Source organism: Paenibacillus wuxiensis (assembly GCF_040195695.1).
GTDB lineage: Bacteria > Bacillota > Bacilli > Paenibacillales > Paenibacillaceae > Paenibacillus_B > Paenibacillus_B suaedae.
In genome coordinates this window covers 152,517-165,685 of the sequence record NZ_JBEFZI010000001.1, presented here as the reverse complement: position 1 = coordinate 165,685, position 13,169 = coordinate 152,517, and the positions used below count along the sequence as shown (strand labels likewise).

General features: G+C 46.7%; 13 protein-coding genes. 4 read left to right on the top strand and 9 right to left on the bottom strand.

What is annotated here, in order from left to right:
• Positions 1 to 60: 60 nt before the first annotated feature.
• The 7 genes from ABN764_RS00675 to ABN764_RS00645 form a co-directional block, all read right to left on the bottom strand.
• On the bottom strand, positions 61 to 336 hold the full coding sequence (locus tag ABN764_RS00675) for a WXG100 family type VII secretion target (RefSeq protein WP_021253116.1): 276 nt from the start codon (positions 334 to 336) through the stop codon (positions 61 to 63).
• Positions 337 to 455: 119 nt separating this feature from the next.
• Entirely contained in the window at positions 456 to 773 is a 318-nt protein-coding gene (locus tag ABN764_RS00670) for a DUF4176 domain-containing protein (RefSeq protein ID WP_021253117.1), read from the bottom strand.
• 196 nt (positions 774 to 969) lie between these two features.
• Entirely contained in the window at positions 970 to 2,139 is a 1,170-nt protein-coding gene (locus tag ABN764_RS00665; protein ID WP_446670671.1) for a WXG100 family type VII secretion target, read from the bottom strand.
• A 4-nt stretch (positions 2,140 to 2,143) separates the two neighbouring features.
• Positions 2,144 to 3,007, bottom strand: a complete 864-nt coding sequence (locus ABN764_RS00660) for a hypothetical protein (RefSeq protein ID WP_315744109.1) — start codon at positions 3,005 to 3,007, stop codon at positions 2,144 to 2,146.
• 18 nt (positions 3,008 to 3,025) lie between these two features.
• The gene (gene essC, locus ABN764_RS00655; protein ID WP_446670670.1) at positions 3,026 to 7,057 is read right to left on the bottom strand and encodes a type VII secretion protein EssC; all 4,032 of its coding nucleotides are present in this window, start codon (positions 7,055 to 7,057) and stop codon (positions 3,026 to 3,028) included.
• Between the two features lie 36 nt (positions 7,058 to 7,093).
• Positions 7,094 to 7,426: a hypothetical protein gene (locus tag ABN764_RS00650; RefSeq protein ID WP_021253121.1), complete on the bottom strand. Its 333-nt coding sequence runs from the start codon at positions 7,424 to 7,426 to the stop codon at positions 7,094 to 7,096.
• A gap of 246 nt (positions 7,427 to 7,672) precedes the next feature.
• Positions 7,673 to 8,620, bottom strand: a complete 948-nt coding sequence (locus tag ABN764_RS00645) for a helix-turn-helix transcriptional regulator (protein ID WP_446670669.1) — start codon at positions 8,618 to 8,620, stop codon at positions 7,673 to 7,675.
• 103 nt (positions 8,621 to 8,723) lie between these two features.
• Between ABN764_RS00645 and ABN764_RS00640 the strand changes: the two genes are divergently transcribed.
• Positions 8,724 to 9,089 (top strand): VOC family protein, encoded by a 366-nt coding sequence (locus ABN764_RS00640; RefSeq protein WP_446670668.1) that lies wholly within the window; start codon positions 8,724 to 8,726, stop codon positions 9,087 to 9,089.
• Positions 9,089 to 9,529, top strand: a complete 441-nt coding sequence (locus ABN764_RS00635; protein WP_446670667.1) for an N-acetyltransferase — start codon at positions 9,089 to 9,091, stop codon at positions 9,527 to 9,529. The genes ABN764_RS00640 and ABN764_RS00635 overlap by 1 nt, the downstream gene beginning before the upstream one ends.
• A gap of 83 nt (positions 9,530 to 9,612) precedes the next feature.
• Here ABN764_RS00635 and ABN764_RS00630 read toward each other — a convergent pair whose 3' ends face one another.
• Complete coding sequence (locus ABN764_RS00630) at positions 9,613 to 10,215, bottom strand: HD domain-containing protein (protein ID WP_446670666.1); 603 nt, start codon at positions 10,213 to 10,215, stop codon at positions 9,613 to 9,615.
• Positions 10,216 to 10,501: 286 nt separating this feature from the next.
• Between ABN764_RS00630 and ABN764_RS00625 the strand changes: the two genes are divergently transcribed.
• Entirely contained in the window at positions 10,502 to 11,134 is a 633-nt protein-coding gene (locus tag ABN764_RS00625) for a stalk domain-containing protein (protein ID WP_446670890.1), read from the top strand.
• Between the two features lie 162 nt (positions 11,135 to 11,296).
• Here ABN764_RS00625 and ABN764_RS00620 read toward each other — a convergent pair whose 3' ends face one another.
• Entirely contained in the window at positions 11,297 to 12,025 is a 729-nt protein-coding gene (locus tag ABN764_RS00620; RefSeq protein WP_446670889.1) for a class II aldolase/adducin family protein, read from the bottom strand.
• A gap of 262 nt (positions 12,026 to 12,287) precedes the next feature.
• On the opposite strand from ABN764_RS00620, the gene ABN764_RS00615 reads away from it, so the two are divergent.
• The gene (locus tag ABN764_RS00615; protein ID WP_021253127.1) at positions 12,288 to 13,049 is read left to right on the top strand and encodes a DeoR/GlpR family DNA-binding transcription regulator; all 762 of its coding nucleotides are present in this window, start codon (positions 12,288 to 12,290) and stop codon (positions 13,047 to 13,049) included.
• The last annotated feature ends 120 nt before the right edge of the window (positions 13,050 to 13,169 follow it).

Sequence of the window (13,169 nt, the reverse complement as noted above, 5' to 3'; positions counted from 1 at the left end):
GAAAAACCGGGAGTGTCTTACGCCCGGCTTCCTCTTCGTATTCAAGTAAGAATTGAACGATTAGCGCTGTTCATCCACAGAGCGGAACTTCTGCGCAATAGCCTTCAATTCTTCGCTAATTGTGTTCAAGGTTTGAACGAAGGATTGCATCTGCTTGCTTGCTTCTTGGAATTCTTGGAAGAAGCGCTGTTTCGTCATCCCTTCCCATTGACCTTCCATTCCTTGAATAGCTTGTGTCAGGGTAGCTACGATCTGTTGACTCTGATCTCCACCCTGCTTGAATTGATTCGACACTTGATCAACCTGTTCCGGTGTAATTAAAATGCGACCTGCCATGTTTGTTCCTCCTTTTGGTAGACATAGACATTTGAACGACAAATAAATTATGCAAATATTTCTATTAATAATTGTACATGAAATCTATTACAAATTTAAAAGAGTCTGCAGTCCTAATTCTAAAATGTGGACTCCTGAGCCTGAGGAACGCTCTGAAGTACGAGTTGGAACTGCTCTTCTTCCACATCGGTATAGCCAACGTGGACAATCATTTCAATGTCTTCCTGATTGAACAAATAGGAGTAGTTCTCATCAATATACCCTTCAGGATATATGACTCCCAAATAGTCGAACAAACGGTTCGTAGTGATCTGCAGCTGCTTGCGGCCATATATCATTAATTTTTTGCTTCCTTCATGCAGCAGTACGATAGAGCCGAGTGGAAGCAATGCATCCTCTCCATTCCCAACATGTTGTTGTTCAGTCTGATTCCCCATAATTCATCCTTCCCTTTCTACTCTTGCATCCTACAATTCTTATCGAAGCTGCACACGCGATGCGACGAGCTGATCATATTAACCAATATACAAATAACATGAGCAGTATTCTGATCCTACAGAGCGATAAATAAATATCATAATATAGTTCCTATGTCATAAATTAGGTTAGTCTATTAGCCCCGTTTTAATAGCTTCAACTAGGCAGTAGTTTACCTACTGAACCGAACATATCTGAAACCTTATTCACGACTTTGCCAGCAGCCTTCGTTGCACCGCTCTTCACCGCTTTAACGCCATCTTGAACAGCATCAGTTGCCACTTTCGTTCCGTTCGCAACGGTATCAGTCACGGTATCCACCACAGTGTCAACGGCATCAACCGCATGGGTCTTGATAGACTTGCCATTAATGGTTACCTCCGTAACCATAGAGATAGCAGCTCCTGTTGCTAACCCTACTCCTGCCCCTACAATAGTGCCGGCAACAGGAACGACTGAACCTACCCAGGCTCCCACGGCAGCACTCGCTGCCATGGTACCTACTCCGATTGATCCATTCACAACAGTACTGGCAGCTGCACGACTAGGGCCACCCTTCTCGTAATCCGTCATGACTGCGGTACCTGTATCGTATGCAAGCCCCGCATATCCAAGCTTGGCACTCCATCCCTTGATAGAGAGCGATTCCTTTGCTGCAACTACTGGATCAACGAATTTCCACACATTTGCATGATTCGCTGCATTCGATGCCGCATATCTCGTTCCTTGAATCCCCTCAGACAGTGCGAATTTCGATCTTGCACCACTGATTGTCACGTAGCCGTCTCCACGAACATTCACATTGAACCCGCTCTTCGCCATATTGATCATGCGGTATCCGTCTTTGCCATAGCCATACATTTCAGGAGTCGTTGGCTTCCAATTCCAACCGCCTGAACCTTTATCCTCTTGTGTGCCAATCGCCCGAACAACCGCATTTGGGTTCGATATGGCGCCTACCTGTGTCCCTAGAGCAGGGATAATCAGTGATGCCCCCCCAATCCCTATCGTTGAATATAATGACGCCGCCGAACCGATTTGATAGGCATGGCCTAGAATCGGGTGCGCTTGCTGATCAGCTGATTGAAACTGATCCGCCTTGGACTGAAGCTGCTGGCTTAAATCAAACAAAAGCGTATGTATTTGAGCCGATAACCGAGAAGCTTGCTGCCATTTTTCTCCGATCGCAGCCTTAATAGAAACCTCCCACTCCAGCGTCTGCAGAGAACGTTCCAATGACGATTGAATCGCATTTAATTGCTCCGCTGTTGCCTGCAACTGACGGCTCCCCTGACGAAGCGCATCCGGCGTTACGATAATGCGCACGATGTCACCTTCCTTCTTCTATAGAATGCTGGCGTTCCCACTCGATTAACAGGCCTTCAAGTTGTTCCTTTGTTGTTAATGTAGCAGTCAGCCAATCCTCATCACCTTTGGAGCTTTGCCGAATAAGCCAATTGCGGGAACCTCCGACGAGAAAAGCAGCTCCCTGTACATCCCAGCTTTTCTCATTCCACACAAGAAACAAGAGCTCCCCTTCTGCGGTACGATGCTTCAGCGAATGCGCCAGGGCCATTGCTCCCGCTTCCTCTCCATCGAAGGTCATTAGCTGACTTGTCATTTGCTCTACGGTAAGATCATCTGCATGCTCATAGAGTTTATGGAAATGCCTTTTGGACAGCATAACAGCAGCTATCTCGCTTTCCGGCTGATCAGCCCAGTTCATGCGGTTCACAATGACAGAACATGCCTCATTCGTCGAGTCATATTCTCGAAAGGAGCAAATTTCCGGTTGGAGCCGCTTCTGTGCTCGTTCGATGACTAGTTCATTCGTAAAATGAAAATAGCCTTCGTATACTTCGCGATTAGGCCCCTCATCTGCTGCATTTGAAAACCGAACCCAGCAAGAGCGATTTGCCAATCCCGTTACCGCTACCGTTGAATAGACGTGAGATGGCATAGCCAGCTCTCTGCCTCCAGGCTCTTCCGTTAAGTATCCCTTGCGCAGCAGCGCAGCTTTGACCTTATTCCATTCTTCTGCAATTTCCTCAGTTAGATAGCCCCGAAATGGATCCTCAATCCCAAGCAAGCGATCAGATCCAATGATTCCAGCAAGAAAATACAATTCTTTTACGTGAAGCTCAATACCACTTCTGCCATCTTGCGCTTGTAGATATGGTTCGTTACTCGTCACCAATGTGTCCACCCCCCATCAGACCCGCACTTTCCAACGTTTATGTATAAGTGTTGTCCATGCGGCCGGAGTCCATATTTCATCGTAGGGTATTGCTGTCTTTATTTTTGTAAATTTACGTCTAACAAAATATCCTTGACCAGGAGGAAGTACCTTCGACCCACTAGGACCAGAAGACTGCGACTCTGAGATCGGGATTCGGAAGAAGGACAGATCATTCGCATCAATCGTCCCAAATAAAAATCCAGCTTGCGATGCTTTGACATCGTTAAACCAGTCCACCCCGAAGGTTGGAAAATCAGATGGAACCCCTGCCAATACGAGATGTACCCCTTTATCCCGACCTTGGCGTACGATCGCAGACAGTTGATCTTTGACCGTGTAATCCGTGAGCTGCTTGCACAGCATATCTGCATCATCCATAACCAGCAGTAGGATTGGATCCCCTCCATCCTTACTCCGGGACGAGACCTGATCATATACTTGCTGAATGAATCCAGGAATTCGCTCTTCCTCTGTTACAATCTCCCTTACATGAGGCAAGTCTCTTAGCGAAGCAACGCCATTGTCCCCATATCGAACATCAATCGCATAGATATGCAAACGTTCTGGAGACATATGATAAGCCAAAGACAGCATCCAGCTCGTAAGGAATGAGGTCTTGCCGCTCTCCATAGGACTTGCGACGACGAAGTGAGGACCTTCCTTCAAATTGACCAGATATGGCTCCAAATCATCTGTGCGCACGCCAACAGGCACGGGTTGCAACCGTTCCGAGCATTGCAGCTGCTCCGCTTCTATGATCTCGCTTTCCTCGTATGAATCGTCGTGCAGCTTCAGCAGTTCACTAAGACGCACACGCTCAGGCAAGCTGCGAATGAGTGGGGCTGCAGCCCCTTGCCAGGAATTGTGCATCAATCGAATCTGTGAACGCAACTGAAGAACACGTTCTACATCATTGTTCCCATCCGCAGGATAAGCAGTCTGGAATTCGATCGGTACCCCGTTATGCTTAATGAGTCCGCGACCTGCCTGCAGCCGCGCCGGCGTTCTAGCCGGTCTGCCCACAGCAAAGTAATAGTCGCTTGGATCAGCTAATTCATACGAAATCGCATTCGATATATTGCTACGGAATTTGTCAAAAATATCGGTTACGCGATTGGCTGTAATCACGAATGAAATGGCCAAGCTGCCGCCTTCTCGAAGCAAATATTCCAAACATTCATTCTCATCCGGATAGGAAGTTCGGAAATTCAAATACCCGTCAATGATAACAACAATATTCGGCACCGATAGCTGTGTTACCTGCCGATAAGAAGCAATCGTCTTGACGCCGGCTTCGGACAACATCTCTGTTCGTTCCTTCACCTTCGCAAGAAGATAGCGGAACAGCCGCTTGAGTCTATCTTCATCCTCACCTGCAATTACCGCGCCCACATGAGGCAAGTCAGCATAATCCTTCAGCATGCGCCCCATATCCACAACATAGCCGTGCCAGACATCAGGTTCATACTGCTCAGCGAGAGACATGAGAAGTGTCTGTACAAATGTTGTCTTTCCCGTTCCCGGCATTCCGTATACTGCCCAATGTTCATGATCCATTTCGATGCCAAGCGGCTCCTGCCGTTGGTTCATGACGTCATCCAGCAAGCCTACAATTGGTTGTATTCCCTTAAAATCACCGGGAACACCTGACAACGTCCGTGTACGCTTGAATAATTCACTGCGACCTAGCTCTTGTGGCAGCGGGGCGAGCCATGGCCCTTGCAATCGATTAATTTCCTCACAACATGCCGCCTCGGCAACAGCATCAATGAATACTTGAAGCTGCTTCAGCTGATCTTGCTCATCATAGGCCGACAATAGTGTATCACTAGGCAGCAAAGCCTCCATCTTCCCGTTCAGACGAACCTCGCTCACTTCAATTCGCAGCGGCTGACCTTCCTGACGCTTTACCAGATAAGGTGCACCGCTCCATGCGAATTGCATCTCCTCGAACACTTCGTCACTGCCCACCTGAAAATACCCGCGCCCTGGATGCGTAATCCAAGCTGCATTCGGAATTTTGAGCATATCCCGACTATCGCCTTCACTCTGAACACGAAGGCAGATGCGGAATCGTGTATTGCTCCATATCTTCTCATCCACTACCCCGGCAGGCTTCTGAGTCGCCAGCAGCAAGTGAACACCTAATGTACGTCCAATAGCTGCTATACTGATCAACTCATCCATGAATTCTGGCTGCTCCTTCTTAAGCTGAGCAAATTCATCAATGATGATGATCAAGTGAGGCAGCGGATTCTGATAGCGAAGCGGCGACTTGTAATACTCGTCAATATGCTGCATGTTTCCCGCATCATTCAAGATGCGTTGTCTGCGAATCAGCTCAGCACGAAGCGATACCTGTGCACGCTCGATCAGGCTCTCGTCTAGATTCGTAATGGTTCCTACGACATGAGGAAGCTTCTCGAACGTATTAGACATTCCTCCGCCCTTGTAGTCGATCAGCATGAAGGCCACATCATGAGGGTGGTAATCAGCTGCCAGTGAAGCAATTAGCGATTGAATAACCTCACTTTTGCCTGAGCCTGTTGTTCCTGCGAGAAGTCCATGTGGACCATGTCCCTTGCGTTCAATCTTGTCATGGAGATTCAAAGACACCAGCTTGCCACCAGCACGCACACCTACGGGCACTGGCAATGTATCTGGATATCGATTTCGATTCCAGCGTTCCACCAGCTTCAATTGCTCAACTTGTTCTACACCGAACATATCGAACAACGTTAGAACGGGTGGAAGATCTGAAGCAGCCGAACGCTTCAAGCGAATCGGCGCCATATATCTTGCCAGCGTATCGATCTTGTCAGCAGATAAATGATCCATATGGAAGGAATGCTGAACGATCCCCTCCTGATCCGTTTTTTGCGTAGATACAGCAGTATCTGCACCGACTTCTACAATAAGGCGGCATTGCATCGGAAGCCGCTCCTTGCGATCAGACAGCACTAGGGTACAGCTGTCCACTCGGCTCGCTTCTTCTAATAGAAGAGGATATAGCGGCTCTTCCTCGATCATTTGGCTATCCTGCAGCAGAACAACATAAATGGGAAGCTGCTTCTTCTTCTCGCCGGTCGTCTGGAAACTCTTGCGACGATTTAGAATTCCATACAATTGATCAGCCAATTGATGTGCCGTACTACGCCGATCAGCCAAATAACGCTGTGTGCGATCATCATTCCATGTATGCGGAAGCCATCGCAGCCAGCCCCAATTCTCTGCTTCCTGCTCATCGTAGAGCGCAGCTAGCTTCACCTCATCAGGCGAATGCCTTGTCGTCAGCTGAGCAATCACAATCCGTACTGCTTCCATAACGGAAGCTTTGTCTCCAACGATTCCGACTACCTTCGACTCATACAACGGCAAGGTAATTGGAACCTCATCTACACTGCGAGAATCTTGTTCGAGCTTATGAGCCGCCTCGATAAGTGGATCCTTCTCGTAGCCATCGGTTCGCGGAGTAATGATTGGCATATAAAAAGGCACTTCTCCGGTGCCAATGCGAACATCCATAAAATCAACATCAAAAGGCCCGCGTTCCCACAGGCTGCTGTTGCGATTTTTCACAATTTGATGGCACACATCTGGATCACCATGAATCGCATACATCGCTGTTCGCTGCTCATGTTGCTTCTCGATAATCTCCAGGCGATGCTTCTCCAATTGAGCCAGATACATCTGACTTCGTTCCGCCTGCTTGCGCACGTACTGTCTTTTGTTGCTCAAATACAAGAAAAATGGAAGCGTATAGGACATAAGCATCATCGAGATGGTAATCATTTGAAACATCATATAGTTACTATTGCCCATCTTCCCTGACATGGACATATATATGTAGAATCCGATACTGACCAAGGTCATCACAATCGGAATAATCAGTGTAACGATAGAGAACGTCGGACGCGACGGTTCAGCAGGAGGCCGTAATATCTCAAGCTTCTCCTCTGGTAATTCCGGCTTAATGCGAGGCGATCTCTGATACATCACGTTCACATTGAACAACTCCTCGTCTCGTTCCTCTTGTCACGACTACTCAGTATGTTCATCAGCCTCATCGAGTTGGAACAATGCTCGGCGACCAAACGATGGTGCTGAATCTGTAGTCGTGGAGAACGCTCGCTGTACGCGAATGTATGCCCCTTCACGGACACCTGCCTCCAGCAAACGCTGCTGCTCAGGAACAGTACTCCATAATCCTTCTGGCTGCTTGACTTCCAATATATATTGCATATGATTCTTCGGTGGTTCTCCGAATAGCTTCAGTCCAAGTATTGCCTTCAACTGAACTACTGTACAATCATCCGCTACATCAATATCGAACCACTCACGGCCTTGTCTTCCAAAAGAGACGGTAAGTATCATAAGCTAAGGCACCTCTCACACCAGCACGTAGTGATAAGTCAACTCTAGCACCATTTGACTATTATTGTCAATTTATGTGAAATAACACTCTATTAATTCGTTATTCCTACCAAATTTACTCCAAATCTATTACTTCTCTGTTTAGTATATATTGGGATCACACAATTACAATAAGCCCAAAGACGGGGTTTAACCCCAGAATATCCCTCAAATAGACTGGTAATAGAGATTCATAGTGTACCTCTCTTAGTGTTGATATTGTGCAATTAACTGCTCCGCCTTCTGCTGAATCAACTCTATAATCTCTGGAGGTTCGATGACATGCGCATCTGTCCCCATTCCAAACAGAATGTCCGCCAAATAGCCTACCTCAGTCGCCGCGATCACGTGATTGATCACACCCGTCCCATCTTCGCGCACAGTCAGCGACTTATCCAACCATGGATCGGCTTGACATTTCCGAACCCCAAGCTTCGTCAATTCCACATAAATGGCAACAACATCGTCCTTCAGTTGGGGAGGCTCGAACCACTCTTCCAAGCTCATTAGCTCTAACATAGGTACCGTATGCTGCTCAACCTCGATCACCTCAAGCATGCAATCCGCACGGAACAACCGATACCCTTTCCGCTCCATACAGTAGGCTGGGCAATACCAATAGCCATTATGGGCATATAGGCCGATTGGGACGATATCGCGCAATTCCTCTCCTCTGATGGAAGCATAACGGATCTGGATCACCTTATTGTCGAGCGAAGCATATAGCAATTGCTGCAAATGCGGTATATCCTGTTCACGAGGAGGAACCCAAAATCGTACACAGCGCTTCATCGCGTCGATTTGCTTTTGTGTATGTGGAGACAGCACCTGATAGAACTTAGATAATGCCCTCGTGGCATCCTTGCCAAATGGGATTGTCTTATATTCTTGCAGCAGCTGAACGGCGAAAAAGATAGCAAACGCCTCCTGCTCCAGAAATGTCAGCGGCGGAAGCAGCTTCTCCTTCAACAAACGAAACCCGCCCCTAGGTCCATACTCCGTATATAGAGGAACACCAAGCTCTTCTAATTGGCGCAAATCCCGCAATATTGTCCGTACGGATACACCACTTTCTTCCGCCAGCTCACGCGCGGTAAACTGCTGCTTCTTGTTCACAATCATCATCAACTCAATGAGTCGCTGGGATTTGTTCATGTCCGAGACTCCCCCTATCGCAAAACGATTTCATAACTATGACATCATTTGTCATAGTTAGATGGTACAGTATGTGCAGTACGAGATACAAGGAGGAAATAGAATGATACGAAAAATGGAATGTGCCGCATTATATACTGCCAGCATAGAGGAATCAGTTGCTTTCTACACCGCAATTGGGTTAAAAGAGAGTTGGACGATCACACGCCCTCTTCCAAATGGGGAACCATGGACAATTGTGGGGTTGTCTTTCCCAGATGAACTCAGCTCAGAGCTTGTGCTGCAGAACAACCCTGAGTTGAAAGAAATCGATATCGAACTTCTCGTTGATGATGTACGAGAGACGTATGCGAAACTGCAAGAACGGACTGATATTCATTGGATTCGAGAACCGTTCCCTACCGAATCTGGACACGTTGCCGTCATGGAAGCTCCAGATCACAACGTGTTCGTTCTAGTTGGCAAATAGTGAAGAATATTGAGGATGGGATTGCGGTGTACATACGACTGGCAAAATGGGAAGAAACGAGCGCAATTACGCATTTCTTCAATGAAAGAATAGATCTGCACCATGATGGGTTGACAAGCGGAGAGCTTCGCTGTCCAGATGGGGTTGCTGCTGCAATAAGACGCAAGCAGCTGCTTGTCGCCGTCGTCGGCCTGCGATTGGCTGGAGCATTGCGGTTCTACCCTCGCAAAGGGAGTGAGCGCATCTCTCTCTATCAATTTGCTGTAGCGGAACCGTTCAGGGGGCAGCATCTATTGCGACAAATGCTGGATACCTTAGCTCCTCATCCGATAGAATCAGCCTGCCCTATTCAGTCCAGCTTCAATGGATACTATGAGCAGAATGGATGGAAGCTGGAAGGTTCGAGTGCAACCCGCAATCGTTGGGTTCTCTACGTCTAGATGAACAAAGAGGAAAGAGGGAAGGATGCATACTCGCTCGCTCCTTCCCCCTTTATTCATGGTTTGATGCTAGACAGCCTTAGTTAGCTGTTAGCCAAGTATCCCTTCTCCACTGAACTGCGGATGAGTTCTTCTGCTAGCTTCCCCAGTTCCGGAGCCCCATCTCGGATTGCTTGAATCCGCGCCAACACTTGATCACTCGTTACCTTATGCTCTTTCCACGACTTGCCTTCTGTCACATAGTTGTGAAGCAGCGGCTGCAAACGATCAAGTGCAACGGCAAATTGCGCTTCCGGTGTCTGACGCTGCTCATATTCCGTCCATAATTGTGTTAGCGCCAGTTTCTGATCCTCTGGCAAGATGCCAAACAACCGCTTGGCCGCCTTTGACTCGCGCTCGAACTTGCTTGCATTGCCTTCAGCGTCATATGCAAAGGTATCCCCTGCATCAATCTCGACCACATCATGAATAATTAACATTTTGAACACACGGAGCAAATTCATATTGCGTTCACTTGTATATTCGTGCAGCAGCATTGCCATCGCTGTCAAATGCCATGTGTGCTCAGCATCATTCTCATGGCGGCTTCCATCAAGCAAATACGAACGACGAAACACCTTCTTTAATTTATCCAATTCCTTCACAAATTCAAGTTGCTTCATTAATCTTTCATTTATGCCCGCCATGAACGTCATTCCCCTTCGTCATCCTTACGCTATCCGTGCAGGATTCCCCTGCTGCAGATGCTTCTACATCTCATTATCTCACAGCCATTCGAAATTGCATAATGGCAAAAAACACGATAATCATTGACCTATCTCGTCATTTCTCAAATATTTCCTAGTTCTTAAGAGGTAGTGGAACTATAATAGAATTGATCCATAATACCTATGCGAATAGAAAGGGGTTACCACGATGAAACGTGTAAGATGGAGTAAGCTGATAGCCGTAAGTACTGCTTGTATCGTTGCGATGACGACATTCTCATCGATCTCAACCGCACACCCTGGCCGAACAGATAGCAACGGGGGTCATACGTGTAGAACGAATTGCGAAAAATGGGGACTGGAGTATGGGGAATACCACTATCACAATGGTGGATCTAAGTCTTCTTCTAAGAAGAGTTCGTCATCCAAATCATCCAACTCTTCCAAATCTTCATCATCTAGTAAATCAACAACAAAAAACAAAAACAACGCTAAACCTAGTAACACAACTAATAAACAGGCAAAAGAAAACAAACCTGTCGTCACGGAAGTAGCTGCTGCCATCACTCTTAACAAGGAAGCAACTAAACTGCCTATTCAGGCTATACGCCATGACAGCCAGCTTATGCTTCCACTTATCGATACCTTAAAGGCACTACAAGCAAACTATTCGGTTAAAGACAACAAAATCTACATATCTTCATCGAAACGGCAAGTGATTGTCCCAATTAAGCATAACCATTACACCTTCTCCATTGACGGAACGATTAATAAACTTACGGCTCCCATGATTGTATACAAAGGCAAGTTCATGGTTCCACTTCAGTTGCTTCGTGATGCATTGCCAAGCACTGTGGAATGGAATGAGTTAGCGAAAACAATAAATATCTCCCTTTAGAAAAGGTAACAGCCCCAAAGATATCGCATCCGATGCAGCTGCATGGATTGTGACTATTCTTTGGGGCTGTATGTGTCTGAAATTAGAATCAAAATCCATCCTGAATTTCTAGTAATCCCTTCACCCTGCCGACTTCGGGATCTGTCTCGATGAAGCGCATATCTACGAATTTAATTTGGATAACACTCGTTCTACTATCTTATCCGCAAGTTGATCGAAGAGGGTGTCTTCCTCCCGCCGCCTTAACGATGGATTTCCACCGCTTGTAACGCCCATCCGGCTTCGTATGTCTACGAGTTCCGCGACCTGCTCACTTGACAATTCATTCGTGCGACCAAGCAACCTGCTCGCATACATGTACATCAGTGCATAATGCTCTAGCGATTCCATTCGGAAATAGGCTTCTGTCATATCCCTCCCCCACGTTAATGCACCATGATTCGCTAGGAGCACAGCATGATATCCTTTGCAATATGGGGCAATCGAATCGGGAACCTCCTGCGTACCTGGTGTCGCATAGGGCGCAACGGCTACTCGTCCCAGATTAACAATTGCCTCGGGAGAAATAGCTTGATCCAGATCAATCCCCGCAATAGCAAATGCCGTTGCCACTGGAGGGTGCGCATGAACAACAGCACGTACCTCCGAGTTCTCCTGATATACTCGCAAATGCATCTTAATTTCAGAAGAAGGCTTGTATGTACCCGACAAAACATTACCCTGCATATCCATCTCCACCAGCATGTCAGGTGTCATATAGCCCTTGCTTACCCCTGTCGGTGTAGCCCAAATGGTACCCACTTCGGTCTTCATCGTAATATTCCCATCATTTGCAGCCACATAATTCCGTGCATACATCCTTCTGCCGATGTCACAGATGAGTTCTTTCATTTCCGTATCTGAGTTAGCTTGCAGCTTATTCAATCCTTCCCCCCCTGTGTCTCTGGCTTGTCTCCACATCAAACATAAAGAGGCTTATATCTAAAGTTTGAATCCTCGTATGCCACATATTTAATATTCGTACTTTATATCCGTTTTGTCAATGTATTGTGTTGTTTTGTGTGGATTGTTTATGTATGAAGTTGGCAAGCTATAGAGAGGAGATATGATATAATGGAGTTAAAATCAAACATAAGCGGAGAGAACGGACAATATGCTGCCTATTACGAGAAAAGCGAAAATTAAAGATATCATCCAAGAGGAGAAGAGCGTTACGGTCGCCAAGCTTACTTCACTATTTCAAGTCACGGAGGAGACCATTCGTCGAGATTTGAAACAACTAGAGGAGGAAGGCGTATTGACTCGAACTTATGGAGGTGCGTACATACCTGATGGTGTTCAAAATGATATCAATATCCAGCTCCGAGAACATATCCATGTTGATGGCAAGAAGCGAATTGCAGCGCAATGCGCTCAATTTATTTCAAACGGAGACTCCATTTTCTTAGATGCCTCTACCACCTCACTGTACATCGCACAACAAATTCAGGAGCAGCGTCTGACGGTCGTAACCAATTCAATTAAAATTATTAATGTATTGATGAACAGTCCACAAGTGCATCTTGTTGTCATTGGCGGCGGCATATCCTCCAGCTCCATGTCGGCTCTGGGTAGAAATGCGGAAGTGAATATGAAGAGCTATTTCTTCGATATGGCATTCATCTCCTGCCGATCAGTCAGCATCCAGCATGGACTGACAGACTCCAATGAACAACAAGCTGAGGTTCGGCGCATTGCCGCAGAACGGGCAAACAAGGTATATTTGGCTGCGGACTATACGAAATTCGACCGAACTTCTTTCGCAAGTATTTGTGATTTGGATCAAATCCACACCATTGTTACTGATCAGCGTTTGGATGAAACATGGCATGAGGTCACTAGCACGAAGGGGATCTCCTTATACGAATGCGAATAAATACATGTACAATAAGAAAACCCCTGACAGACAAATCGCCTTGTTCGTTGTCGATTTGCATGCAGGGGATTTTTGTTTAGAAACGGATTCGTCTCATTAATATAAACTCGATTACTTTAA